The organism is Burkholderia sp. Bp8992, assembly GCF_003853705.1.
Taxonomy (GTDB): Bacteria; Pseudomonadota; Gammaproteobacteria; order Burkholderiales; family Burkholderiaceae; genus Burkholderia.
Map to the genome: position 1 here is coordinate 38,947 of NZ_QTQI01000024.1, position 25,774 is coordinate 64,720.

At 68.1% G+C, this 25,774-nt stretch carries 22 protein-coding genes; 6 read left to right on the forward strand and 16 right to left on the reverse strand.

From position 1 onward, the window contains the following. Window positions 1-25: 25 nt before the first annotated feature. The 4 genes from DIE03_RS28760 (at window position 26) to DIE03_RS28775 (ending at window position 4,948) form a co-directional block, all read left to right on the forward strand. On the forward strand, window positions 26-1,471 hold the full coding sequence (locus tag DIE03_RS28760; protein WP_124455640.1) for an aldehyde dehydrogenase: 1,446 nt from the start codon (window positions 26-28) through the stop codon (window positions 1,469-1,471). 55 nt (window positions 1,472-1,526) lie between these two features. Continuing rightward, on the forward strand, window positions 1,527-2,891 hold the full coding sequence (locus DIE03_RS28765; RefSeq protein ID WP_124455641.1) for an aspartate aminotransferase family protein: 1,365 nt from the start codon (window positions 1,527-1,529) through the stop codon (window positions 2,889-2,891). Between the two features lie 149 nt (window positions 2,892-3,040). Next, window positions 3,041-3,604, forward strand: coding sequence for a cytochrome b (locus DIE03_RS28770; protein WP_124455642.1), 564 nt, complete (start codon window positions 3,041-3,043; stop codon window positions 3,602-3,604). A gap of 195 nt (window positions 3,605-3,799) precedes the next feature. Next, window positions 3,800-4,948 carry a porin gene (locus DIE03_RS28775; RefSeq protein ID WP_124455643.1) on the forward strand — a complete coding sequence of 383 codons (1,149 nt, stop codon included), beginning with the start codon at window positions 3,800-3,802 and terminating at the stop codon, window positions 4,946-4,948. A 62-nt stretch (window positions 4,949-5,010) separates the two neighbouring features. On the opposite strand, the gene DIE03_RS28780 is transcribed toward DIE03_RS28775, so the two are convergent. After that, complete coding sequence (locus tag DIE03_RS28780) at window positions 5,011-6,066, reverse strand: porin (RefSeq protein WP_124455644.1); 1,056 nt, start codon at window positions 6,064-6,066, stop codon at window positions 5,011-5,013. Window positions 6,067-6,379: 313 nt separating this feature from the next. On the opposite strand from DIE03_RS28780, the gene DIE03_RS28785 reads away from it, so the two are divergent. After that, window positions 6,380-7,108, forward strand: coding sequence for an IclR family transcriptional regulator (locus DIE03_RS28785; protein ID WP_124455645.1), 729 nt, complete (start codon window positions 6,380-6,382; stop codon window positions 7,106-7,108). A gap of 54 nt (window positions 7,109-7,162) precedes the next feature. On the opposite strand, the gene DIE03_RS28790 is transcribed toward DIE03_RS28785, so the two are convergent. The 9 genes from DIE03_RS28790 to DIE03_RS28830 form a co-directional block, all read right to left on the reverse strand. Beyond that, window positions 7,163-8,620 (reverse strand): NAD-dependent succinate-semialdehyde dehydrogenase, encoded by a 1,458-nt coding sequence (locus tag DIE03_RS28790; protein ID WP_124455646.1) that lies wholly within the window; start codon window positions 8,618-8,620, stop codon window positions 7,163-7,165. An 83-nt stretch (window positions 8,621-8,703) separates the two neighbouring features. Next, on the reverse strand, window positions 8,704-9,036 hold the full coding sequence (locus DIE03_RS28795) for an NIPSNAP family protein (protein ID WP_124455647.1): 333 nt from the start codon (window positions 9,034-9,036) through the stop codon (window positions 8,704-8,706). Then, window positions 9,026-10,657 carry a bifunctional 3-(3-hydroxy-phenyl)propionate/3-hydroxycinnamic acid hydroxylase gene (locus DIE03_RS28800; RefSeq protein WP_124455648.1) on the reverse strand — a complete coding sequence of 544 codons (1,632 nt, stop codon included), beginning with the start codon at window positions 10,655-10,657 and terminating at the stop codon, window positions 9,026-9,028. The genes DIE03_RS28795 and DIE03_RS28800 overlap by 11 nt, the downstream gene beginning before the upstream one ends. A gap of 3 nt (window positions 10,658-10,660) precedes the next feature. Then, the gene (locus DIE03_RS28805; protein WP_185658243.1) at window positions 10,661-11,539 is read right to left on the reverse strand and encodes an alpha/beta fold hydrolase; all 879 of its coding nucleotides are present in this window, start codon (window positions 11,537-11,539) and stop codon (window positions 10,661-10,663) included. A gap of 27 nt (window positions 11,540-11,566) precedes the next feature. Continuing rightward, window positions 11,567-12,172 (reverse strand): amino acid synthesis family protein, encoded by a 606-nt coding sequence (locus DIE03_RS28810; protein WP_124455650.1) that lies wholly within the window; start codon window positions 12,170-12,172, stop codon window positions 11,567-11,569. Window positions 12,173-12,220: 48 nt separating this feature from the next. Then, window positions 12,221-12,736 carry a VOC family protein gene (locus DIE03_RS28815; RefSeq protein WP_124455651.1) on the reverse strand — a complete coding sequence of 172 codons (516 nt, stop codon included), beginning with the start codon at window positions 12,734-12,736 and terminating at the stop codon, window positions 12,221-12,223. 12 nt (window positions 12,737-12,748) lie between these two features. Continuing rightward, the gene (locus tag DIE03_RS28820) at window positions 12,749-13,786 is read right to left on the reverse strand and encodes a sialidase family protein (RefSeq protein WP_124455652.1); all 1,038 of its coding nucleotides are present in this window, start codon (window positions 13,784-13,786) and stop codon (window positions 12,749-12,751) included. A 15-nt stretch (window positions 13,787-13,801) separates the two neighbouring features. Next, complete coding sequence (locus tag DIE03_RS28825) at window positions 13,802-14,614, reverse strand: SDR family NAD(P)-dependent oxidoreductase (protein ID WP_124455653.1); 813 nt, start codon at window positions 14,612-14,614, stop codon at window positions 13,802-13,804. Window positions 14,615-14,663: 49 nt separating this feature from the next. Further along, complete coding sequence (locus DIE03_RS28830; RefSeq protein ID WP_124455654.1) at window positions 14,664-16,244, reverse strand: acetolactate synthase large subunit; 1,581 nt, start codon at window positions 16,242-16,244, stop codon at window positions 14,664-14,666. 393 nt (window positions 16,245-16,637) lie between these two features. Between DIE03_RS28830 and DIE03_RS28835 the strand changes: the two genes are divergently transcribed. Beyond that, the gene (locus DIE03_RS28835; RefSeq protein ID WP_124455655.1) at window positions 16,638-18,743 is read left to right on the forward strand and encodes a TonB-dependent siderophore receptor; all 2,106 of its coding nucleotides are present in this window, start codon (window positions 16,638-16,640) and stop codon (window positions 18,741-18,743) included. A 31-nt stretch (window positions 18,744-18,774) separates the two neighbouring features. Here DIE03_RS28835 and DIE03_RS28840 read toward each other — a convergent pair whose 3' ends face one another. From DIE03_RS28840 to DIE03_RS28865, 6 genes are all read right to left on the reverse strand, one after another. After that, a complete protein-coding gene (locus tag DIE03_RS28840; RefSeq protein WP_124455656.1) occupies window positions 18,775-20,028 on the reverse strand; it encodes an arsenic transporter in 1,254 nt (417 codons plus the stop codon). Window positions 20,029-20,065: 37 nt separating this feature from the next. Next, on the reverse strand, window positions 20,066-21,331 hold the full coding sequence (locus DIE03_RS28845) for an MFS transporter (protein WP_124455657.1): 1,266 nt from the start codon (window positions 21,329-21,331) through the stop codon (window positions 20,066-20,068). Window positions 21,332-21,352: 21 nt separating this feature from the next. Then, the gene (locus DIE03_RS28850) at window positions 21,353-21,904 is read right to left on the reverse strand and encodes a hypothetical protein (RefSeq protein ID WP_124455658.1); all 552 of its coding nucleotides are present in this window, start codon (window positions 21,902-21,904) and stop codon (window positions 21,353-21,355) included. 42 nt (window positions 21,905-21,946) lie between these two features. Next, the gene (locus tag DIE03_RS28855; RefSeq protein WP_260434966.1) at window positions 21,947-22,702 is read right to left on the reverse strand and encodes a hypothetical protein; all 756 of its coding nucleotides are present in this window, start codon (window positions 22,700-22,702) and stop codon (window positions 21,947-21,949) included. A 168-nt stretch (window positions 22,703-22,870) separates the two neighbouring features. Then, the gene (locus tag DIE03_RS28860; RefSeq protein WP_124455660.1) at window positions 22,871-24,247 is read right to left on the reverse strand and encodes a sigma-54 dependent transcriptional regulator; all 1,377 of its coding nucleotides are present in this window, start codon (window positions 24,245-24,247) and stop codon (window positions 22,871-22,873) included. Then, window positions 24,229-25,719 carry a HAMP domain-containing sensor histidine kinase gene (locus DIE03_RS28865; protein WP_124455661.1) on the reverse strand — a complete coding sequence of 497 codons (1,491 nt, stop codon included), beginning with the start codon at window positions 25,717-25,719 and terminating at the stop codon, window positions 24,229-24,231. The genes DIE03_RS28860 and DIE03_RS28865 overlap by 19 nt, the downstream gene beginning before the upstream one ends. Window positions 25,720-25,774: the final 55 nt, after the last annotated feature.

The following is a 25,774-nucleotide window of genomic DNA, read 5'->3' on the forward strand; positions in this document are numbered from 1 at the left end:
TCGCCCCTGGGAAACACGGAACACCATGATGAAAATTCAGAATCTGATCGACGGCAGGCATTGCGACGCAGCGGCCGGCCGTACCTTCGAAAAACTGGCGCCGGCGACCGGCGACTACGTGGCCGCCGTGCCCGCATCGACCGCCGAAGACGTCGATCGCGCGGTGCGTGCCGCGCACGCCGCGCTGCACGGCGACGCGTGGGCCCGTGCAGGCGGACCGGCCCGGGCCCGCTGGCTGCTTCGGCTGGCGGACCTGGTCGAGCGCGACCGTGACGGGCTGGCGGAATGCCTGGCCGTCGAACAAGGGCGCCCGCTTGCCGAGATGCGGATGATGGACCTGCCGATGTGCATCGACACGCTGCGCTACTTCGCCGGCTGGGCCGACAAGCTCGAGGGCCGCACGATTCCGACCGACGGCTTCATGGGCCGCCCGACCCTCAGCTACACGCGGCGTGCGCCGGTGGGCGTCGCCGGTCAGATCATCCCGTGGAACGCGCCGTTGATGATCGCGGTGTGGAAGCTCGCGCCGGCGCTGGCGGCCGGCTGCCCGGTGGTCATCAAGCCGTCGGAGGACACGCCGCTGGCCGTCGCCCGGCTCGGCGAACTCGTCTGCGAAGCCGGCATACCGGCGGGGGTCGTCAACATCGTCCACGGCGTGGGCGCGGAAGTCGGCGCCGCGCTGGTCGCGCACCCGCTCGTGAACAAGATCAGCTTCACGGGCAGCACCGAAGTCGGCCGCGCGATCGCAGGCGTCGCAGCGAAGACCTTCAAGCGCGTCACGCTCGAACTCGGCGGAAAGGCCGCGCAGATCGTGTTCGCGGATGCCGATCTCGACCGTGCGATTCCTTCGCTGATGGCCGGCATGTTCGCGAACCAGGGGCAGACGTGCGCGGCCGGCTCGCGCGTGCTCGCGCACCGCTCGATCGCCCCCGCACTCGAAGAGCGGCTTGCCGACGCGGCCCGGGCGATGCGCGTCGGCCCGCCATCGGAGCCCGGCGTGCAGATGGGCGCGCTCATCAACCCGCGCCACCTCGCGCGCGTCCGCGCGCTCGTCGACGGCGCGCTCGCCGAAGGCGCGGTGCTGCTCGCCGGCGACGAGCAGGTGCCGCCGCGCGGCTGCTTCATGCGCCCGACGATTCTGGGCGGCGTCCACCCGGGCATGCGGATCGCCCGTGACGAGGTGTTCGGCCCGGTCGGCATGGTCATGCCGTTCGAGACCGAGGACGAGGCGGTCCGCATCGCCAACGACACGCCGTTCGGTCTCTCCGCGTCGATCTGGACGCAGGACGTCGGCACCGCGCACCGCGTCGCCGAGCGGCTCGACGTCGGCGCCGTCGCCATCAATGCATGGAGCCCGATCGACGCGCGCCTGCCGTGGGGCGGCACCAAGCAAAGCGGGATCGGGCGCGACCTGTCGAAGGCCGCGCTCGATTCGTACCTCGAGGAAAAGATCATCACCGCAGCCCTGTAATCCCGCGGCGCACGTCGCGCCGCACTGTGTTCAAGCACTTCGTGAGAGAACTACCATGGACTACCAACAGCGACAAAAGCGATTCTGGCACCCGATGAGCTCGGCGGCCGCCGGCCATACGACCCCCACCGTGATCATCGAGCGCGGCGACGGCAACTACGTATACGACGTCGAGGGCCACCGCATGCTCGACGGGGTCGGCGGCCTGTGGAACGTCAACGTCGGCCACAACCGGCCGGAAGTGAAAAGCGCGATCGCCCGGCAGATGGACGAGCTGTCCTACTACCAGACCTTCGACGGCGTCGCCCATCCGCGCGTGTACGACCTGGCCGACCGCCTGTGCGCGATGTTCGCGCAGGAAGACATGCAGCGGGTGATGTTCGGCAGCGGCGGTTCCGACGCGGTCGAGACCGCGCTCAAGATGGCGCGCCAGTACTGGGTCGCCGCGGGCGAGCCGTCGCGCACGAAATTCCTGTCGCTGCGCAACGGCTACCACGGCGTGCACATGGGCGGCACGTCGATCGGCGGCAACGGTGTCTACCATTACAATCACGGCCCGCTGCTGCCCGGCTGCGTGCTGCTCGACACGCCGTGGCTCTATCGCAATCCGTGGAACTGCGACGATCCGCACCAACTCGTCGAGCACTGCATCCGGCAGCTCGAGGAAACGATTGCGTTCCACGGCCCGCAGACCATTGCCGCGTTCGTCGCCGAACCGGTGCAGGGCGCCGGCGGCCTGATCGTCCCGCCGGCCGATTACTGGGCCCGCGTGCGGGCCGTATGCGACCGCAACGGCATCCTGCTGATCGCGGACGAGGTAGTCACCGGCTTCGGCCGCACCGGCAGCTTGCTCGGCAGCCGCGGCTGGGGCGTCGCCGCCGATATCCTGTGCGTCGCCAAGGGCATTTCCGCCGGCTACGTGCCGCTCGGCGCGACGCTGTACAACGGGCGGATCGCCGACGCGATCGAACATGGCGCGGGCTTCTCGCACATGGTCATGCACGGCTATACGTACAGCGGGCATCCGCTCGCCTGCGCCGCGTCGCTCGCCGTGCTCGACATCGTCGAGGCCGAGGATCTGCCGGGCAATGCGGCACGGGTGGGCCAGCGCCTGCTCGAGCACCTGCTGCCGCTGAAAGCCGACTTCGAGACCGTCGGCGATGTCCGCGGCAAGGGGCTGATGCTGGCGCTCGATCTCGTGACCGACAAGGCCAGCCGCACGCCGCTCGATCCGGGCAAGGGGTTCGCGGCGCGCGTGGCGGATGCGGCGCGCAAGCGCGGCGTGCTGGTCCGGGCGATCGCCAACAAGGTCGTGATGTCGCCGCCGTTGACGCTGCAGCAGGACGAGGCAGACTTCATCGCGGTGACGCTGCGCGAGGCGCTGCAGGAGTGCTGCGCGGATTCGCGATCGATCACCTGACCGCGCGGAACAGCCGGGCGCACGGACTTTTCGTCGAAGGTTCGTGCGCCGCGATCCGGCCTCGGTTCGACGAAGATCGCCGCGGGACGTCGAAGTCGACGATCGGCATCCCGCCTGTCGCAGTTTCGTTTTAAAGGAAGACAAGTCAAATGGAAAACCAGGCCATTGCATTCTCGGTGGAGAAATATCCGCTCGCACTTCGGCTGCTTCACTGGGTCAGGGCGATCCTGATCGGCGCGCAGCTCTGGACCGGATGGACCATGGTCCGGCTCGACGACAACCTGCCGGCCAAGTTCGACTGGTACTACCCGACCCACAAGGAGTTCGGCGTGCTCACGCTGCTGGTGGTCCTGACGCAACTGGCAATTCGCTCGATGAAGCCGTTGCCGCCACTGCCGTCGAGCCTGCCGAAGCTGGACCGGAAGCTCGCCAAGATCGGGCACTACCTGCTGTACGCGCTGGCGATCATCGTGCCGCTGATGGGTTATTCGATGTCCAGCACGTATACGCAGAGCGACGGCGTGCCGTTCTTCTTTTTCCGCGTGCCCGAGTTGCTGCCGAAGAACGACCACTGGTTCGAGGCATTCCAGTGGCTGCACAAGACGCTGGCCTACACGCTGCTTGTGCTCGTCGTCCTGCATATCCTCGCCGCTCTGAAACACCGGTTCTTCGACTCGAACCGAGAAAACGACGTATTGCGGCGCATGCTGTAACGCCACGGCAATACAGGGCCGCGATCCCGGCGACGCTCCGCATTCGGGTCGCTCGACCACAGCGGCCCGGTTTCTTTCATTTCAAATATTTCGTTTTACTAATTACTGACGGACCGTTTCGAGCGTCCGGCGCGCCCGCACGCCCCTCGAAAACGGCACCGCACGGCCCTACCGGCCCTCACCTGGAGATCGACGATGAAGAAGATGATCGCGGCCGTATCGGCCGCCGGCGCCATGGGATTCAGCCTGACGGCCCACGCGCAGAGTACCGTGACGCTTTACGGGTTGATCGACGAAGGCGTCAATTTCACGAGCAACGCGGGCGGCAGCAGGGCCTACCAGATGGTCAGCGGCGACACCGTCGGCAGTAACTGGGGGCTGAAAGGCACGGAAGACCTCGGCGGCGGGCTGAGAGCGCTGTTCCAGCTCGAGAACGGCTTCAACGCGAGCACGGGTGCGCTCGGCGTGACGTCCAGGATGTTCGGCCGGCAGGCGTACGTCGGGCTCGATTCCGACCGGTTCGGCACGCTCACGTTCGGCCGTCAGTACGACCCCACGCTCGACATGTGGAGCCCTTTCACGGCCACCGGAAACTGGCTCGGCGACTTCGGCGCGCACCCGTACGACAACGACAATGCCGACTGGGATTACCGCATCCAGAACAGCGTCAAGTATGTGTCGCCCGCATACGGCGGCTTCAAGGGCGAAGTGCTCTACGGGCTCGCGAACCAGGCGGGCGGCTTTGCGCGGAACCGCGTGTACAGCGCCGCGGTGCAGTACCAGATGGGCGCATTCTCCGCCGCCGTCGCGTACCTGAAGGCCAACAACGGCGGCGCGACCGCGAGCGGCGCGCTGTCGAGCGACGATACGGTCTTCAGCGGCCGCTCGCAGCAGAACATCGATGCCGGCGCATCCTACAAGTTCAGCGACAAGCTGACGCTGTCCGCCGCGTATTCGCACGTCGACGTGTACAGCCCCGAATCGAATCTCTACTTCACGAACCAGCCGGCGGCAGGCTCGCAGAACGCGTGGAAATTCGACAACTTCGAGGTCAACGGCCAGTATTACTTCCGGCCTGACTTCTGGTTCGGCGCCGCCTATACGTATACGCGCGCACACGTCGCGACGGCGGCGGACGATGCATCGCCGAGCTGGCACCAGGTGTCGATGATGCTCGATTACGATCTCAGCAAGCGAACCTCGACGTACATCCAGGGCGCGTATCAGCATGCGACCGGCAATACCGGCACCGACTTCGACTACGCGCACGTGCTCGGTACGGCCGGGCAGTCGTCGGGTCGCAATCAACTGGCGTTGCGCGTCGGGATGATGCATCGCTTCTGAACCCGGCGGAAAAACACGGGCTCGCGTGCGGCATGCGCGGCAGCCCGTGTTTTCCCGCACCGTCAGAACTGATGCCGCACGCCGAGCCGAACCGCGGTCTGCGTCGAGCCGGACGCCGCCCCGCCGAGGGCCGCCTCGACCTGGGCGCCGTAGGCACCGTCGTGCCCGCGTGCGAATACGGCATAAAGGCCGGTACGTTTCGACAGTGAATAATCGGCGCTCAACGTGACCTGATTGGCCGAGCCGATATCGCCGCCGCGCTGCTGGTACTGGAACCCGCCGCCCAGTTGCAACGACGGCGTGAGCGCATAGGTCAAGCCGCCGTCGTAGGTCGTTGCCCGCAGCGGTGCGGCGGCACTGATCCGCACGTCCGACACCATGCCGAAAACGCGGAACTGGCCGAAGTTGTAGCCGGCCCCGCCCGAGAAGTTGCGCAGATTGCCGCCGGACGTCACGTCGTGCTGGCCGAAATAGGCGAGCGCGGCGCTGAACGCGCCTTGCGTGTAGGACAGCATCGCGCTTTGCACGCTGCTGTGCGCAAGCGTGCCGGGCACGTTGCCGAATCCCCACATGCCGCCGAACGCCACGCCGCCGAATGTCGGGCTCACGTACTTCACCGCATTGTTCACCTGGACGCCCCACACGCGGTTGTCGAGCGCACCGCCTGCCGACGCATTCGCCGGCAACCCCCACGCGAGCAGGCCGGCCGGCGTGTTCGCGCCGATCGCGAAAGCCGGCAGGAGATCGCCGACGAAATCGAACTGTCGCCCGAGCGTCACGGTCCCCCAGTCGCCGCCGAGCCCGACGTACGCTTGCGAACTGAACGCGGAGCCCGGCACGGTCAGCGTGCCGTCGGAGGTCTGGAACTGGCTTTCGAGCCGGAACACCGCATAGTTGGCGCCGCCGAGATCCTCCCTGCCCGTCAAGCCCCACACGTCGTTGCGCGACACGCCGGCCTGCAACGCGAGCTGGCGCCCGCCATGCGGGGCAGACGCCACGTCGCTCGTATAGGTCACACCCGTGTCCAGCGAACCGTAGAGCGTCACGCTCGATTGCGCGAATGTCGGTGCAACGGCACCGCAGCCGCACAATGCCACCATCCGGAACCACACTTTCATCTTCTTCTCCTCAGCAAATTTTCCCGGTCAATACGCCTGTGAACCGACCGGCGCGCCGGCGGCATCGAGCCGCCATGATTCATTTCACGAACATAGGAATCCATATCGATGGAGGGCGGCATGCATCACGATGCCGCCACCGGCCTGCATCCTGCTCATTTGTCGACGCGGTTCCGGCCGCCGCGTACGCGACTTAAGTTAGACTACGGCCCAGCCGCCGCCGCTGCCGCAGTCGTCTCGCAGCCGGGCTGCCCGAACCGCTGCCGATCTTCCCGTTCCATTGCCGCAAGCCGCCTGAATCCCGGATCACGTCATGTCGAGCCTCACCAAAATGCTGTCCATCCTCGACGTCTTCTCTTCGTCCGCGACGTCGATGACCGCCGAGGAAATCGCCGAGCACATGGGCTTTTCGCGCACCACGTGCTATCGCTACGTGAAGGAACTGGCTTCCGTCGGCCTGCTCGTCGGCACCAACGGCCGCTATACGCTGGGCCCGCGCATCATCCATCTCGACTACAACATGCGGCAGTCGGACCCGACGCTCATCGCCGCGAAGCCCGTCATCCAGAAACTGGTTCAGGTCACCGGCGGCGATGCGCTCGTCTCGACGCTGTTCGACGAGCAGATCATCAACGTGATGCACGAAACCGGCGCCGAGAACCTGCAGCTGGGCTTCGGCCGCGGCCGCATCATGCCGCTGTTCCAGGGCGCTTCGTCGAAAGTGATCGTGGCTGCGATGTCGCGCGCGCGGCTGAAGCGCCTGCACGAACGGCACAACGCCGAGCTGGGCGAGTTCGCGGCCGACTGGACACAGTTCTGGCGCGCCTGCCAGCAGATTGTCGACGCGGGCTACTGGATCTCGCGGGGCGAGCTCGACGCCGGGTTCGTCGGCATCGCCGCACCGATTCGCACCGCCAGCAGCGGCGAGGTCAACAGCAGCCTGTCGCTGATCTTCCGCGCCGAACACTTCGCGCTGTTCGACGAACACGTCCTCGGCAAGCTGCTGATCGACGCCACCGCGCAGATCGGCGGCGCCACCTGAGCATTCGACCGTCGTCACATCCAACGCCGCGCCCGACGGTCCACGTGCCCACGGTCAGTTCATCTGCGTGATGAACTTGGTGACCAGATAGCCGTCGAACGTCTCCGTTCCGCCCTCACTGCCGAAGCCGCTGTCCTTCACGCCGCCGAACGGGATCTCCGCCGGCCCCATCCCGAAGTGATTGATGTTGACCATGCCGGCTTCGAGCGCCCGGCCGATCCGGTGTGCATTGCGCGCCGAAGCGGTGAACGCGTACGACGCGAGGCCGAACGGCAAGCGATTGGCCTCGGCCAGCGCATCATCGAGTTCTTCGAACGGCACGATCCCGACGATCGGGCCGAACGGCTCCTCGTTCATCAGGCGCGACTCGCGCGCCGGGCCCAGCACGACCGTCGGCGCGAAGTAGTGCCCCGGCCCCGCCGCCGGCACGCGCGCCCCGCCTGCGGCAATCTCCGCCCCTTTCGCTTTCGCGTCGGCGACGAACGCGTCGATTTCGGACACGCGCCGCGCGTGCGCGAGCGGCCCCATCGTGGTCCCCTCTTCCAGCCCGTAGCCGACGCGGATCTTGCCGACCGCTTCGAGATACGCGGCGACGAACCGGTCGAACACCGGACGTTGCACGAAGAAACGCGTCGGCGATACGCACACCTGCCCGGCATTGCGAAACTTGTACGCTGCCAGCATCGTCGCCGCGCGTTCGATTTCGGCGTCCGCGCAGACCAGCACCGGCGCATGTCCGCCCAGCTCCATGGTCATGCGCTTCATGTGCGACGCGGCCAGCGCGGCCAGTTGCTTGCCGACCGGCACCGAACCCGTGAACGAGATCTTGCGCACGAGCGGCGACTCGATCAGCTGCGTGGACACGTCGCCCGGCACGCCCCAGACGACGTTCAGGCAGCCCGCGGGCAATCCGGCATCGTGAAAGATGCGCGCGAGCGCGACGATCGCGCTCGGCGATTCCTCGGGCCCTTTCAGCACCAGCGTGCAGCCCGACGCCAGCGCGGCCGCAATCTTGTGCATCGCCTGGCTGAACGGGAAATTCCACGGCGAGAACGCCGCGCACACGCCGATCGGTTCCCGCAGCACCGTCTGCGCGACGTCCGGGGAACGCGCTGGAATGACGCGGCCGTAGGTGCGGCGCCCCTCCTCCGCATGCCATTCGAGCTGCTCGGCGGACGACGCGACCTCGGCGATCGCCTCGCGAAGCGGCTTGCCCTGGTCCATCGTGATGCGACGGCCGATGGTCTCGGCACGCTCGCGCACTAGCGCAGCCGCGCGGCGCAGGATGTCCGAACGGGCGAGCGGCGACTCGCGGCGCCACGTCGCGAACGCGCGATGCGCGGCGCGCACCGCCGCGTCGAGATCGTCCGGTGTCGCATGGGGCAAGTCGCCGAGCACGTCGCCGGTTCCCGGATCGAGAACGGGCTGCGTGCGCCGGCCGTCGGCCTGCAGGAACCGGCCGTCGATATACAGGTGGAGCGACGCGTAATCGCGTTGCGCATCAGACGCCATGCGGGAAGTCAGGGGCGTAAACGGGATCAAGACGGATACCTCGGTAGAAACTGCACGATGAGCCGGACGGTGCGACGATCGCATCACGCGGCCTGGCTCGGCGCACGCAGCAGGCCGCCGATTTCCTGCCGGAGGATCTGGTTGTCCTGCCGGACAAGCAGATGCCGGACCTTGCCGCGAAACGTCCTGAACTCGGGATCGGCCATCAGCACCGCACGACGCCGGGCGCGATCGTCCAGCGAATCGAACGCCCACAGATAGACGAGCTGGTTCAGCGGCCCGATTTCCGTCGCAAAACAACCGACCATCGTGCCGAGCGCCTGCTCCTGCGCGGCGCGCCCGCATTCCGCGTACAGCCGCAGATATTCGGCGACGCCGCCCGGCACCAGCGTGTAGGTGCGTTGCTCAACAAACATGTGCTTCCTCCGGTTGTCGCGGCGCGAACGCCTGAAAGGCTGCGCTCACGCGGGCCATGCCCACGGCATCCGTCTGCGCCGCGACGTAGCGATCCGGGCGCACCACCACGAGCGGGCCGGCGTGCCGGTCGAACCAGTCCGCCAGCGCGTTGTCGACATCCTCGACGCACGTGCTGCCGTGGGTGCTGGTCACCCGCCGCGCGCGGCCGATGCCGCTGCGCGAACGACTGACCTGGACGAACGTCGCGCCCAGCGCCGCCCAGTACGCACGATCGTCGTCGCTCAGGCACGCCTGCGGATCGCATTGCCAGCCGACGATCGAGAACCACGGGCCCAGCACGTCGTCGAGCTTGCGGCGCACGCCGTCGGCCGTTTCGACGTCGGGCTGCGTGATCATCCTGCCGACTGAATCGCCCGGAGCCCCCGGCAGCACGATGCCCCGCGTATAGCTCGGCATCGGCTTGAAACGCATCTGCAGGATGTAGTCCTTCAGGCCCGGCGCATACCGCGCGAGCCCGAGAAAGCAGTCGCGCAGGAACGCGACGAGCCGGTTGGTCGGCATCAGCATCGCGCCGAACGCGTCCGCCAGGTCGATCATCGCCTTCGCATGGTCGCGCCGCTCCGATTCGTAGCTGCCGATCACGCCGGGATGCAATGTGCCGTTGACGACGCCCGCCAGTTTCCACGCGAGATTGCCCACGTCGCGCAAGCCCGCATTCAGGCCCTGGCCGACCCACGGCGGCGTCAGGTGGGCGGCATCGCCGACGAGCGCCACGCGACCGACCAGGAAACGTTCGGCGAGGCGCGAATGGTGCGTATAGGTTCGCGCGCGCACGATCTCGATGCGATCGACGTCGTCGACGTACGGCGCGATCAGCGCGCGGATCGAGTCCGGTTGCGCGATCGCCTCTTCGTCCTCATGCGGGAACACGAGAAACTCCCAGCGCCGGAAATTGAACGGCAGATAGATGCAGACGTTCGGGCGGCGCGGGTCGCAGTTCAGCGCCGTGCACGGCTGGTCGAGCCCCGCGTTCTTCACGTCGACCACGACCCATTTGATCGGATGCGTCGTGCCGGCCAGCTTGACGCCCAGCAGCTCGCGCATCGGGCTGCGCCCGCCGTCGGCCGCCACCACGTAGTCGGCCTCCAGCGCATACTGCTGCCCGTCGGTGCGGCGCACCTGCAACGTGACGCGCGCGTCGTCCTGTTCCACGCCGACCACTTCCTCGCTGGTCCGCAGCGACACGTGCGGATAACGGGCCAGCCCGTCGCGCAGCGTCCGCTCGGCCAGTTGCTGCATGAAGATGTTGCGCCGCCACCAGCCGAATTCGCGTCTCGACGGGCGGATGTCGGCAAAGCATTCGCCGTTCGCCTTGAACATGCGCAGCGGCACGTTCTGGATGATGTCACGGCTCAGTTCGTCGGCGAGGCCTGCGGTCTGAAACATCCGCAATGCTTCATCGTCGATGCCGACCGCGCGCGGAAATTCGACGATCTGCGGCGCCTTCTCGATGATCACCGTCGCGACGCCATAGAGGCCCAGCAGGTTCGCCATCGCCACGCCGTTCGGGCCCGCGCCGACGATCGCGACCGAGGTCCGCTCCGGATTGTTCGCTTTCATGCGTCAGCCTCCCGTGCGCCACGCCGGATCGTCGAGACGATCGAGCCACGTGCGCAATGCGTGGTTGAACGCAGCCGGCTGATCGTCGTGCACGTAATGCGTCGCGCCGGGAATGTCGATCCGTTCGATTTCCGCATTGGCGGCCGCCATTTCGGCCGCCACGTCCGCGGACAGGAAATCCGAGTCACCGCCGCGCAACAGCAGCGTGGGCACGTGCAGGTTCAGGACCAGCGGCCACAGATGGACGAGTTGCTCCGGCGTCGCGGCCAGCCGGGCCGCCGCGATCCCTTCCGCGTCGTGCCGCCACACGATCCGCCCGTGCGCATCCTCTTTCAGCGAGTGAGCGATACGCGAATCGAGCGCGGATTCCGCGATGTTCGGCCGCTGGCGCCGCCAGAACGCGCGCGCGTCGTCCCACGATGCGAACGCGTCCGGCGTGTCCTGCAGCTCGCGCTTGATGCGCTCCGAACCCGGCGAGCCGGCCGACGCACCGGGGCCCATGTCCTCGATCACGAGACCCGCGAGCCGTTCCCGCTGTGCCGCCGCGTAGACGAACGCATTGGCGCCGCCCATCGAGTGCCCGACCAGCACGAATCGTCGCAGGTCGAGCGCCTGCACCAGCGCGTCGAGATCGCGCACGTAGGTGGCCGCGTAGTAGTCCCGGCGAGGATCCCAGTCGCTCAGCCCGCGCCCGCGCTGATCGAGCGCGACGACCCGGTAGCGGTCGACCAGCATAGCGGCGACGGGCGCCCAGGTCTGCGCATAACTGCGCAGACCGTGCAGCATCACCACGGTCGGCGCGTCGTCGCGCCCCCAGCTTACGAAGTGCAGCCGCAGCCCATCGTTGTCGACCCATCCATCCCTGGCGGATGCCGTGTTCATCATGTGCTCCCCGGCTGGCATGCGCACTCAGACCAGACCGTCGCGACCGACGATCTCGCTCGCCTTCAGGCCGCCGAGCCGCGCGTGCAGCCGGCCGCGCGTCGCGAACGCGAAGATCACCAGCACTTCGTCGTCGTTGGGCGCATCGGGAAACAGGCACGTCACCGTGTCGTAGTGCGAGCGCACGTAAAGCGCATCCTTGTGCGCGAGCGGCACGTCGATCACCGTATTGATCGGGCCGCGCTTGCCGCTCGACGGCACCCACGATTTCCCGCCGCCCAACGCCGCCCGGATCGGCTCCGCGAAGATCGACGTGAGGAACGCGTTGCCGTGTTCGTATTCGCCGGCCGAGCCGACCAGGCAGGCCTTGCCGTAGCTTTCGATCGCGCGGCCGTCGGCGAGCGTCTCGATGCGTCGCGCAAACTCCTTGCCGAGTGCGGGCGACGGGCGCACGAGATCGTCGAGGTTTTCGCTGAATCGCCCCGCATACGGGTTGTGAACGGCCGCGGCGATCACGATCTTGCGCAGCGGCTCGCCATCCGCGAGCTGGCCGGATTCGTTCGCGAGCGAATCCTCGATCTGCGTGTACCACTTGCGGATATGAAAACCTTCGAAATTGGCAGTCTTGTTCATCAGCATTCCTTTATAAAATGTCTATGATGCGTACTGAAAGGCAGCGGCTCAGTCGAACAACGGCTCGAGCTCGACAGGATCGCTTGGCGCGTTGTAGCGATGCAGCACGCGCTTGCCCTCTTCGTCGTCCGTGACGGTTTCGCAGAAGAATTCGAGCCGGTTGCCGTCGGGGTCCGTGAAATACACGCCGATCCCGACCTTGTGATCGGTGATCTTGACGATCGGCACGTGGCGGCGGAGCAGCATCCCGTACAGGCGGCGCAGTTCGGTCAGGCCGCCGGCGATTTCGAGGCCGTAGTGCTGCAGGCCGATCGTGCCGAGCTCCGCATCCGACGCCGCGCGAATCAGCGCGATGTCGTGGTGCTTCTGGCCGAACGACATGAACACCCACTGCTCGCCGCGCGCGGTTTCCGTCATGCCGAGCACCTCGGCGTACCAGGTGCTCGAGTGAACGGGATCGCGCACGAACAGCGACAGGTGGGTGCGCTGCACGCACGGAATCGGCAGCGGCAGGCCGCTCGCGTTCGCACGTTCGGCGTATTGCTGGATATCGGACGGTGTCATCGCTCGCTCCGCTCAGTGGGTCGACTGCGCGTGGGCCACGAGCGGCGCTTCGAACGGGGTCCACGCCACGGCCGTGATCTCGCTGAAATCGCGCCATTCCTTGGTCCAGTTCCGGCCGCCGTCGCGCGATCGGAACAGGTGTCCGTACTTGGTGCCCGCATAGACGAGCGCCGGCTCGGCCGCATGGACGCCGAACGCCCAGAACGTGGAGTTCGGCGGCGTGTGCAGGTCCGTCTCGCGCCACGCGTAGCCGCGATCGACCGAGCGGTAGATGCGGCTGCGGGTGCCCGGCGTGCCGTCGCCGATCGCCATCAGCAGGTCGCCCTCCGGCTCCGGCAGTTGCACGACCGTCCGTGTGTAGTAAAGCCCGTCGAAGCGGTCGCGCGACAGCTTGCCGTCCCACGTCAGGCCGTCGTCCTCGCTCACGTACACCGCGTTGACCGTCAGCAGCACCGTGGTCTTCGGCCGGCCCGGCGTGGCGGGCAGCACGGCGATCGCGTGAATGTCGCTGTTGCGGATCGCGCTGCCCGGGCCGTCCACGCGCGTCCAGCTCGCACCGGCATCCCGGCTGCGCCACGCGCCGCCCTCCTCCACGCCGTACCAGACGTTGCGACCGTCTTCCGGGTCCACGCAGATCGTCAGCAGCCGCGGACGATTGACGCCCGAGCAGAACTCCGGAAACTCGGGCGCCGTTCTCGCCCAGGTCACGCCCGCGTCGCTCGACTTGTAAAGCGCGGCGCGCGACGGTGCGCCGGTGCCCGCATAGAGCACCGCCGGGTTCGCGGGATCGATCGCGATGGACCAGACCGTCTGCCCGTTCAGCAGGTTCTCGGGCCGGAACCAGTGCGCGCCGCCATCCTCGCTGATGCACAGCCCCGAATCGGCGCCGGCATAGACGCGCGACGGCGTCGCGGGGTCCACCGCGAGCGCGCGCACGATGCCGTCGAACTCGATCGGTTCGGCGAGCCCGAGGCGATGCCAGGTCTTGCCGTCGTCGTTCGAGCGCAGGATGCCTTGCCCGGCCGTGGCGACCAGTACGGTTGCGGTCATGAAGTGCTCCTTGTGTCAGAGAAAAATGCCGCGCGTGAGCCCGCCGTCGCAGCCGATCGATTCGCCGGTGATCGAGCCGGATTTCGGCGACGCGAGAAACGCGACGATCCACCCCATCTCTTCCGGCTGCAGCACGCGGCGGATCGGCGTGACCTTCACGTAGTTGGCCTCGACCTCCGCGGCCGTGAGCCCCTGCTTCTGCGCTTCCTTCTCGTAGAGCTCGTGGATGTGCGGCGTCTCGACGACGCCCGGGTGAATCGTGTTGACCGTGATGCCGAACGGGCCGAGCTGGTCGGACAGCGTCTTGGTCAGATGCACGATCGCCACGTTGCGCATGCCGGACAGTTGCTTGCTGCCGCGGCCGGTCAGGCCGCCGATATTGACGATCCGGCCGAAGCCGTTGCGCCGCATGTAGGGCGCGGCCGCCTTCGCGCAACGCAGGTAGCCGACCACCTTGATATCGATGTCCTGCAGCAGCCCCTGCGGGTCGGCGTTTTCCAGCTCGGCCCGTACGAGCCCGCCCGGGTGCGCGGCGCCGTTCAGCAGGATGTCGAGCCGGCCGAAGCGCTCGACGCTCGCGGCCATCGCCGCTTCGACGGACGCCATGTCGGTCGTGTCCAGCGTGACGGGCAGGATTGCGCCGGCCGCGCTGCCCAGCGGCGCGAGCGCCGCGCGAATCTCGGCGGCCGCGACTTCGAGGTGTTCCATGCGTCGCGCGGCGATCGTGACGTTGACGCCTTCGCGCGCCAGTTCGAGCGCGACCGCCTTGCCGATGCCCATGCTGCCGCCGGTGATGAGCGCGGCTTTTCCGTGCAGTTGCAGATCCATGTCGATGAAAGGTGAGAGTCGGGATTGAAGAAAGGAGCGCGTTGCGCGATCAGGACAACTGCATTTCGATGAGCGTCGGCCCGTCGGTGCGCGCGAGCGCGCCTTCGAGCGCCTGCGCCAGCGCCTGCGTCGTGCTCGCGCGTTCGGCCGGCACGCCATAGCCGCGCGACAGCGCGAGCCAGTCGATCGGCGGGTCGTCCAGCAGCGTCAGGCGGCTGGCGTGCGGCGTGTCGGCCGGCAGGCCGCTGCGCGCGAGCTCGGTCTGCAGGATCCCGTAGCGCCGGTTCGATGCGATCAGCATCACGATCGGCAAGCGCTCGCGCGCCATCGTCCACAACGCCTGGATCGTGTACTGCGCACTGCCGTCGGACTGCAGCGCGAACACGCGGCGTTCCGGGCACGCGACGGCGGCGCCGAGCGCGACCGGCAAACCCTGGCCGATCGCACCGCCCGTGTTCGTGAGAATGGTGTGGCGACGCGCGCGCGCCGAGGCGGTCACGAACGGGTAGCCGCACGTGCCGCCTTCGATCGACACGATCGCGTCGTCGGGCAGCGCATTCGCGAGCACGCGGCCGACGGCCTGCGGCGCGAGCGGCCCGTCCTCGATCGACCAGCACTCGACTGGCACGCCGTCGGCGTGCTCCGGCGCGCCGATGCGATCCGCCAGCGCTTCGAGCGCATCGTCGGCCGCGTCGCCCGGTGCGGCGAGCGTCATGATGTCTTCAGGCCGCGCGAGTTCGCCCGGAATGCCTTCGTAGCCGAAGTACGTGACGGGCGCGAGCGCGCCGGCCAGCACCACGCGCCGGCCGGCCAGCGCCGCGAGCGCCGGCTCGGGGAAATAAGGCAGGCGGTCGATGTCCGGCAGGCCGCCGCCACGCTCGGCGCGCGCCGGAAAGGTTTCGCTGAAGCAGGTCGTATCGGTGGCCGCCGCGATGCGCGCCGCCGAGCGCTGCCCGCGCGCCGACAGTGCACGGCCGCCCATCAGCAGCACCGCGCGATGGCCGCTGAGCAGCAGATCCGCGACCCGCTCGACCTGCGCGCGGTCGAACGTCATCGCGGCAGGACGAACGACGGCGGGCGACACCGCATCGCGCACCTTGACCGACTGGAGATCGACCGGCAGCACGAGCGTCGCGACGCCGCGCTGCGTGCCCATCGCAGCAGAAATCGCGTCGGCCGTATCGGTTGCAAGGTCCGTGTCACGCGCCACGCTGCGATACCACACCGACACCGGGCGGGCGAGCGATTCGATGTCGGACGTCAGCGGTGCGTCGTACTTCAGATGCTCGCGCGTGTGATCGCCGACGATGTTCAGGATCGGCGTGCGGGCGCGGCGCGCATTGTGCAGATTGGCGATGCCGTTGGCGTGGCCGGGCCCGAGGTGCAGCAGCGTCATCGCGGGCTTGCCGGCCATGCGGCCATAGCCATCGGCGGCGCCCGTGCACACGCCCTCGAACAGCCCGAGGATCGAGCGCATGCCCGCCACGGTGTCGAGCGCACCGACGAACGGCATCTCGGTCGTGCCGGGATTGGCGAAACAGACGTCGACGCCGGCGTCTCGCGCCGTGGTGAGCACGACGCTCGCCCCGCTGCTTGCTTCGGTCACGCTGTCCAACTGTGGGATGTTCATGCGGATGCTCGACGGATTTGGCTGAAGTATTTTTACTTTAATCCCGAATTACGGGATTTGTCAAACAACCCATTTCATTTTCGAGATCTACCGAGGTCGGCAATCACCCGATATTTCGCGCACTTTTTCCGCCATACCGAGGCGAATACGCTATCCGATCTCCCCCACGTCACAATTAATTTCCCACAATTCGGAATTTCGCAAAATTTACACACCAGATCGATCGTGGCCTTGCGTCTCACCGTTTCGCTTCGCCCTCCGAATCTCAAAATTACGATTGCAAATGCCTCTCATTTGCATTAAATTGCCGCGCAAATGTACTGTTTGGAACACAGATGCCGGCGCCAGGCCGCCCGCCGTGCCCGAACGCGAATCACACAAAAAAGGAGGGGTATGAGCAGGAGGAACTGGGCGGCCGCACCGATGGCCATCGTCGTCGGCACGGCCGGCATGGGCGCCGCCGACGCGCAGGAAACGGCGCTGCCCACCATCGAGGTGTCCGCGCAACGCGCGACGGCGCCGTTCCGCACGCGCGAATCGACGAGCGCGACGCGCAGCGAGGCCGACGTGATGGAGATTCCGTTCGCGGTCAGCAGCGTCGATACGAAGCTGATCCAGACCGTGGCCGCGACGCGCGGCGACGATCTTTACGACTGGGTCGCGGGCGTCTCGCGCCAGAACAACTTCGGCGGGCTGTGGGACAACTACGCGGTACGCGGCTTCGCCGGCGACGGCAACACGTCCGGCACCGACTACCTGGTCAACGGCTTTTCGTGGAACCGCGGCATGAGCGTGCCGCGCGACACCGTCAACCTCGAGCGCATGGAAGTGCTCAAGGGGCCGGCGTCCGCGCTGTACGGCCGCGGCGACCCAGGCGGGATCATCAGCTATACGACGAAGCAGCCGCAATTCGCACGCGCGAACACGATCGGCGTGTCGGCCGGCAGCTACGGCGCATTGCGCCAGACCCTCGATTCGACCGGCCCCGTCACAAAATCGCTGGCGTACCGCTTCGTCGCGATGAACGAGAACAACGGCAGCTTTCGCGACACGGTGTCGAGCAAACGCTACCTGTTCTCGCCGTCGTTCACGTGGGACATCGGCGCGGACACGACGCTCCACTACGAGTTCGAGAGCGCGCGTCAGAGCGCGCCGCTCGATCGCGGCGTGCTGGCGGTCAACGGCCAGCTTGGCGTGATCCCCGCATCGCGCTTTCTCGGCGAGCCGCGCGACGGCGACTACGACGTGCGCAACACGGGCCACCAGTTCACGCTCGAGCATCGCATCGATTCGGCCTGGTCGATCAACGCCGGCGTCGCGCAGCGCAACACCGACCTGTCGGGGCGCTCGTCCGAGGCGTTCGCGTTGCAGCCGGACGGCCGCACGCTGTGGCGCCGCTACCGGCAAGTCGCGTTTCACTCGAACGACCTGCAAGGCCGCCTCGAGACGACCGGCACGTTTCGCACGGGCGGCATCGGCCATACGCTCGTGATGGGCGTCGATGCGTATCGCTTCAACTACGACCAGTTCGTCACGCGCTCCACGCCGACCGCCGCGGCGCCTTATGCGATCGACATCTTCGATCCGGTCTACGGCCAGCCCGCGCCGACGCCGCGCACCGCGACCAACCTGCTCGAACGCGACGACGGTCAGGGCGTCTACGCGCAGGACACGCTCGCATTCGGGCCGCACTGGAAAATCCTGGCCGGGCTGCGCTGGGATCGCTTCCACCAGTCGATCGACAACCGCCTGAAGGGCGTGACGACCAGCCAGTTGCAGACCGCGGTGAGCCCGCGTATCGGTGTCGTGTACGAAATGAGCCCCGCGTGGTCGCTGTATGCGAACACCGCGTATTCGTTCCGGCCGAACAACGGCGCCGACATCAACGGCAACGCGTTCGATCCCGAGAAGGGCCACGGCTACGAAGCCGGCGCGAAATGGGCCGGCGCGCGCTGGCTCACGACCGTCTCGGCGTTCTACGTGACCAAGCGCAACGTACTGACCGCCGATCCGGCGAATGCGGGCTTCTCGCGCGCGGCCGGCGAAGTACGCAGCCGCGGCGTCGAATTCGAATGGAGCGGCGACCTTGGCCACGGCCTGCGCGGCATCGCCAACTTCGCGTACGTCGACGCCGAGGTCACGCGCGATTCCGTGCTGGCGTCCGGCTCACGCCTCGTCGACGTTCCGCGGCTGAGCGGCAGCGCGCTGCTGATGTACGAGACCACGCTGCCGTTCGCGGACAAGGCCGGCGCCGGTGCCGGCGTGATCTATGTCGGGCGCCGAGCCGGCAACACGGCCAACACGCAGGACGGCTTCGAGCTGCCTGCCTACGCGACCGTGCAGCTCAACGGCTACCTTCAGGTCAACAAGCACTTGCGTGCGTCGGTCGTGCTGAACAACCTGTTCAATCGCACCACCTACGTCAGCTCGTACAACAGCCTGTGGGTCACGCCGGGCGCGCCACGCAGCCTGTTCGCGTCGCTCGCCTACTCGTTCTAGGGCGGCCGGGGCGGCTGACCGGCTTCGCGCGTCAGCCGCCGACCGCGAACCGCGCGGCCAGTGCGAGCAGCAGCGCCGGCAGCATCACGCACGCACCGACCGCGAGGAATTCGCCGAAACCGACCTTCAACCCTTCGCGCCGGATCGCCGCAAGCCACAGAATCGTCGCGAGCGACCCGGTAACGGACAGGTTCGGGCCGAGATCGACGCCGATCAGCATCGCGTCGATCACCGCTTGCGGGCTGTGCGCGGCGTCGATCGTCGAGCTCGCGATCAGTCCGGCAGGCAGGTTGTTGATCAGGTTCGACGCCAGCGCGACCGTGACGCCCGCCGCGGCCGCGGCAGCTTGTTCGCCGCCTTGCGTCAGCTCGCGCAACAGCTCCGCCAGCACGCGCACCGCGCCGGTGCGGTCGAGCGTCTCGACGACGACGAATAACCCCGCGACGAGTGGCAGCACGCTCCATGAAATCGCACGAACGATCGGCACGCATGCCGCACGATCCCGCATCAGCACGCACGCGAGCGTGACGACACCCGCGAGCGCCGTGGGCAACCCGAGCGGGCGATCCAGGACCGACACCACCATCAGTGCGACGGCCGTTGCCGCGATCCCCGCCAGCGCGATGCGTCCGCCGCTCGTCAGCGGCTGCACCGGCAGCCCGGATTCGCAATGCCCGGCAAGCGCACGTCGCTGCACGATCCGCAGCATGACGAACGTGCACGCGATCGACACGACGGACGGCACCGCGAAATGCGCGAGCCATACGCCGAGCGACGGCATGCGCGCGCCGTACAGCACCAGGTTCGCCGGATTCGAAATCGGCAGCACGAAGCTCGCGGCATTGGCGACGAATGCGCAGCTGTACAGCAGCGGCATCGGATCGGCCTTCGCGCGGCGCGCGGCCGCGAAGACGGCGGGCGTCAGCACGACGGCGGTCGCATCGTTCGACAGGAACACCGTGGTGCCGATCCCGACCAGGTAAACCAGCGCGAACAACCGCCGGGGCGAACCGTGCGCGAGATTGACGACGTGCGTCGCGACCCAGTCGAACAGCCCCTCGCGACGAGCCACCTCGGACAGCAGCATCATGCCCGTCAGGAACAGGTACACATCGCCGCCTTTCGTAACGGCTTCCAGCGCCTGTGCGACGGGTAGCAAGTTCAACACGACGAGCAGCAGCGCGCCGCTCACGGCCCACGTGGCCTCGGGCCAACCGAAGGGGCGCGTGATGACGCCCGCGGTGGCGAGCGCGGAAATCAGCCAGGCAAGCGAAACAGGATTCATTGGCAAGTCGACAGAGGCATGAGAATCGAAGCGGCTTTCAAGACGACGTCGCCGACAGGTCGGCCGGCTTGCCGCACACGTTGCTCAGCGCGCGCGCATGACCGAGCCACAGCGCGAGCGAGCCGGTCGACACGGCACCGAGTACGACGAACGCGGCCGGATAGCCGAAGTGCTGGGCGAGCACGCCGCCGAGCACGGGACTGAGCGCCGCGCCGATCCCCTGCGCGGTCGCGACGGCGCCCTGCCCGGCATTCACGCGGCCGGAGCCATGCAGCAGGCGAACGACGAGCGCGGGCACGACCACGCTTTGCAGGCCGGCGCCGATGCCGTCGAGCACCTGCACCGGCCATACGCCCGCTTCGCTCATCCACAGCGCGGCGACCACGCCGCGTACCGGCAGCACGAGGTACGAGAACAGCAACACGCGCCAGTAACCGTGCGAGCGAATCAGCCGGGGCGCGAGCCAGGCCGCCGCGATCATCACGCACTGCGCGATGACGATGGTCTGTGCGGTGAACGCGCTCGCGTTGCTGCGATGCGTGACGACGACGCCCATCCCGTAGAGCGGCAGCATCGCGGCATTGCCGAGATGAAACAGCGCGAGCGATGCGCCGAGCAGAACCAGCGGCCGGTTTTCGGCGAGCGTGCGCAGGCCGCCGACGCGCGACGTCGACGCCGTGTCGAACGCATCGGGATGCGCAGCCTCCGTTCCCGGCGCGGCGCCGGCGGGATCGAGTCCGCGCGCGCACGCATGATCGATCGCCTGCCCGGGAATCGCCAGCGTGCTCGCGATGGCGAGGACCGTAAACACACCGACGAGCGCGAACACCGCGTCGAATCCGACATGCCAGCCGAGCCATCCGGCGAGCGCCGCACCGGCGACGTTGCCGGCGTGGTTCGCCATCTGGTTGCGCGCGAACTGCCGATCGAAACCCTGCCGGCGCACGATGCCGAGCGTCACGCCCGCGACGGCCGGCGCGAGCGCCGCGCCGCTGACCGCGGCCAGGATCTGCGATGCCGCCACCGCCGGATAGCTGTGGACGAACATCATCGCCAGCGACGCGAGCGCCGTCGCGGCAGTCGCCACGAAGATCAGCGCCCGCTTCGCGCGTACCGCATCGACGAGCGCGCCGGCCAGCGGCGTCGCGGCCATCGCGGCGAGCCCGGCCAGCGTCATGACCGAGCCGATCGCATCGGCGCCCCAACCGCGCGACAGCAGGATGACGCCGACGAACGGGCCGAGGCCCGCCTGCACGTCGGCCAGGAAGAAGTTGAGCGATTCGAGCGCGCGCGCCGGTCTCATGGTCGTGTCACCGTCGCACGCTCATTCGGCATCCGCATCGACGAGCTCGGCGATCTCGCTCACATCGAGCGTCGTGCCGTGCGGCGTGACGACGCCGTGCCCCCACGCCTGCACATGGATACCGGGACGCAGGTAATCGTGCAGTGCTTCAGCCGCATGCGGCGGCACCCGCAGCGCGACGCCGCTGGTCAGCAACGCGCCGTTCAACTCGCCTTTCGGGCCGTGCAGCGCGAACGCGACTTCGCCGCTCAGGTCCATCGGCTTTCGATCCGGTTGCGGCGGCTTCGGGGCGGCGTGCGGGGGCGCGGGCCCGTCGTCGACGATGTCGACGCCGTCGCGCCCGGTCAGTTGCACGGCCGCGATCATCTCTGCGCGACGCGGCTTGACGCCGCGCACGCGGATGCGGTCGCCGACCGCGATATGGCGCGCCAGTTCGCGGCCCAGGTGCGGCGGCACGTGAACCTGCAGGTCGCCGTTCAGGATCACGCCGTCGATGTCTCCGTGCGGATTGAGCAGGAACTGCGTGACGCGGCCGCGCGTTTCGGGCAGGCAGGCGGGATCGATCCAATGCATGGCAGGACTCCTTTCGATGGATTTCGGAACAGCACCGCGCGATCAGCGCGCGACATCGTCATAGAGATTCACGACATGACCCGGCGCGCCGAACGCCGTCGCCTGCAGCGCTTCGCCGTATGCGTTGCGCGTGCCGTAGCCGACGGCGGCCACGCGCTCGCCGGGTACGAGCAAGTCGCCGAATTGCCGGGCGGCCGGAACGGTCAGCTTGACGACCGCACCGCTGTCGAGCATCACGCCGTCCGGCTCGCCGCGCGGCGCACGCATCACGCGGCGCACGACGCCGGACACGCTCAAGCGGGCGAGGTTGACGCTGCGCAGCATGGGCGGCGCGGGCGCGGCGGGCACGGGCGGCCGATCGGACAACGATGCGCCGGTGCCGTCGTTGCGGACCACGCTGGCGCGGATTTCATCGTCACCGCGCCGTTCGCCGGCAACCGTGACGCGCTCGCCCGCTCGCACGAGCGCAGCCAGTTGCGAACCGAGATGCGGCGGCAGACGGACCAGCGTGCCGTCGGTCAACACGAAGCCGTCGACGGTCCCTTCCGGATTGATCGTCAGGCGCGACAGCGTGCCGGAAACCAGCGCATCCGATGCGGTGTCGGTGTCGTTGCCGGGGCCGGCAGGCAAAAGCGCGCGCGGCCGAGGCGGCGGCGGTGGTGGCGGCATGGCGCCGGCCGGGTCTTCCACACGCGGCGCCGGTGGCACCTGCGCGACGCTGACCGTTGCGACGGCAACGAGCGCGGCAGCGCAGAGCGTGCGAAACGATCGGCGAACGACGGGCAGGGTGAGCTTCATGACGGACTCGGGCGACGGGTTGCGATACATCGATATTTGCAATACCCGTGCCAACCCGCGGCGCCCCATGTGGCCAAGGGCCGAACGATGAAGCGCGCCGGACATGTCGGATTTCCCGACACGTTGCTTCACTGGGTGTCGTCAATCCCGACAGTCGAAACGGCCCTACTAGTCGTCGCGCTCGATCCCGAGATTCGCCATGCGCGCATAGAGCGACTGGCGGCCGATCCCGAGTTGCCTCGCGGCCTCCGCGCGATTGCCGTTCGCACGCTCGAGCGCATGCAGGATCGCCGCGCGCTCGACCGTCGCCAGCGCATCGGGCAGCAGCATGTCGAGCAGGTAGGCCGGAACCGCATCGGCGCCCGACTGGCGCGCCGGCACGGCGGCCAAACCGAGATCGGCCGCGCTGACGGCCGGCCCGGGGGCGAGCGCGGCCGCCCGCTCCATCACGTTGCGCAGTTCACGCACATTGCCCGGCCAACGGTGATCGAGCAGTGCGCGCTGCGCGTCGTTCGTCAGATGCAGCGCGCGCATGCCCGCCGCGTTGCCGAGGAAATGCGCGGCCAGCGGAAGGATGTCGGCCACGCGATCCGCGAGCGGCGGCAGGTGCAGCGGAATGACGTTCAGCCGATAGAAGAGATCCTCGCGGAACGTGCCGTTCGCGACGGCGGCGGCGAGGTCGCGGTGCGTCGCGGCCACGACGCGAATGTCGATTGCCGTGGTGCGATCCGCGCCGAGCGGCGTCACCTCGCGCTCCTGCAGCGCCCGCAGCAGCTTGGCCTGCATCGCGGCCGGCATGTCGCCGATCTCGTCGAGGAAGAGCGTCCCGCCGTCGGCCTCGACGAGGCGCCCCGCGCGATCGGCATGCGCGCCGGTGAACGCGCCGCGACGATGCCCGAACAACTCGCTTTCGAGCAGATCGGCCGGGATGGCCGCACAGTTGACGGCGACGAACGGCCCTGCATGCCGCGCCGATGCCGCATGCAGCACGCGGGCCGCCACCTCCTTGCCCGTGCCCGTCTCGCCGGTCACGAGCACGGTCGCATCGGTCATCGCGGCCCGGCCGACCTGCTTTTGCACGTCGCGCATCGCGGCGCTCACGCCCAGCAGTCGCGGTCGGTCCGCTGAAGGCTCGCCTGCAAAACCGCCGTCCTCCGGCGCGAGCGCGGGCGGCTGATTCGCCGATACGACGCGTTCGAGCAGTTGCGCGATGTCCCGACGCCCGATCGGCTTCGTCAGGTGATCGAATGCGCCGAGCCGCATCGCTTCGATCGTGTTGTCGCTGGTCGCATGGGCCGTCAGCATGACGACCGGAATCGCGGCGAGCGCCGGATCGTCGCGCAGTTGCGCGAGCACGGCCAGCCCGTCCAGATCCGGCAGGCGGAAGTCCAGAAAGATGCATTCGATACCGCCACCGTCGCGCAGCGCGCTCAGCGCGGCCCGGCCGGATGCGGCCTCGACGACCCGATGACCGAGATCGGCCAGTGTTTCGGTGAGGCCGTCGCGAAATGCCGCGTCGTCGTCGACTACGAGGATGTTTGCCATGGAATTTCAATCACGAATGCGGCGCCCTCGTCGAGGCGCGCCTGCCCGCCGTGGGCCGCCGCCACTTCGCGGACGACGACAAGACCGAGACCCGTGCCGTCCGCGCGCCCCGTCACGAAAGGCTCGAAAATCCGCTCGCGCTGCGCGGCCGGCACGCCGGGGCCGCTGTCCGACACGGTGATGCACAGCCAGTCGCGCCCGGCGATCGGACGCCGCTCGGCGGCGAGCGTGACCGCTCCGCCGTCGCCCGCGTGGTGCAACGCGTTGAGCAACAGATTGTCGAGCGCCCGCCGCATCTGGTCGGGATCGAAGGCGGGAAAATCCGACGGCCACGCGAGCCGCTCGCCCTGCCCCGCGAGCGACAACGTCAAGTCGATCGCCTGCTGCTGCGCAAGCTCGCGGTGTGCTTCGACGACCTGCGCGAGCCACGCGTCGACGTCGACGCGTGTCGCATGCGGGCGCACCGGCTGCGTCAGCGCGAGCAGGCTCGACAACTGCGCATCGATGCGCTCGATCTGCGCGAGGATCACGCGCAGCGCGTCCTGCTGCCGCCGGCCATCGCCGGCCAGCGCGTTTTCAGCCTTCAGCCGCATCGCACCCATCGGATTGCGAATCTCGTGCGCGACCTGCGCGGCGAGTTTGCCCAGCATGCCGAAACGCTCGGCCTGCGCGAGGCGCGTACGGAGCTCGTCGGCCTGCTGTTGCAGTTGATCAGCGCGCCGCGCCCGCTCGTTGAACGCATCGATGACGCGATCGAGATCGGGTTCGCCGACGTACGGCAGGTGATGCTCGCGACCGTCGGGGCCCAGCCCGCTTTCGATCCGGGCGAGATTGCGCTTCCAGCGGCGCAGCGCCACGGCCAGCGCCGCCGCGATCGCGAGAATCACGGCGAGCACGGCCGCCAGGCCCGTTGCCAGCAATTCCCCGTGCCGGCCCAGCGGCGGGCGCGCACGGGTCAGCATCCAGACGTACAGCCCCGATCCCCCGCGTACCGGACAGGCCGCCGCGATCACGGCGTCCTGCGCGCCTTCGACGACGTTCGCCGTCGCGGCATGCGTCGCGGCCGCGGCACGCAGCGTGCGGAGGATCAGCGGCGTTTCCGCTTCCGGAACATCGTGTTTGACGCCGCTGCCCTGATAAGTGGGAAAGGAATAGGCGAGAAAGCCGCTCGCGGCGGGTGCGGCGGAGGGCATCCAGAACCCGCCCTCCATGTCCGGGGCACGCGAAAGCACGATGTCGAGGATCGCGTGCATCAGCTCCGGGGCAGGCCCGGCGCCCGCCGACGCGGCAGACGCGCCGTAACGCGACGCGACCGCTTCGCATGCCGACGCGCCGGCGGCCTTGGCGCTGGCCACCTGCTGACTCTCGGCGGAATTCGCCGTGACCCAGACGACCGCGACCAGCGTCGCGCACAGCGCCGCGACGACTGCCCAGAGCATGACGAGTTGGGTGGAAAACGAAGGACGCTTCATCGAATCGGGCTGGCGGTTGAGGACGACAGAATAACGTATTGCATCGCACGTGAAG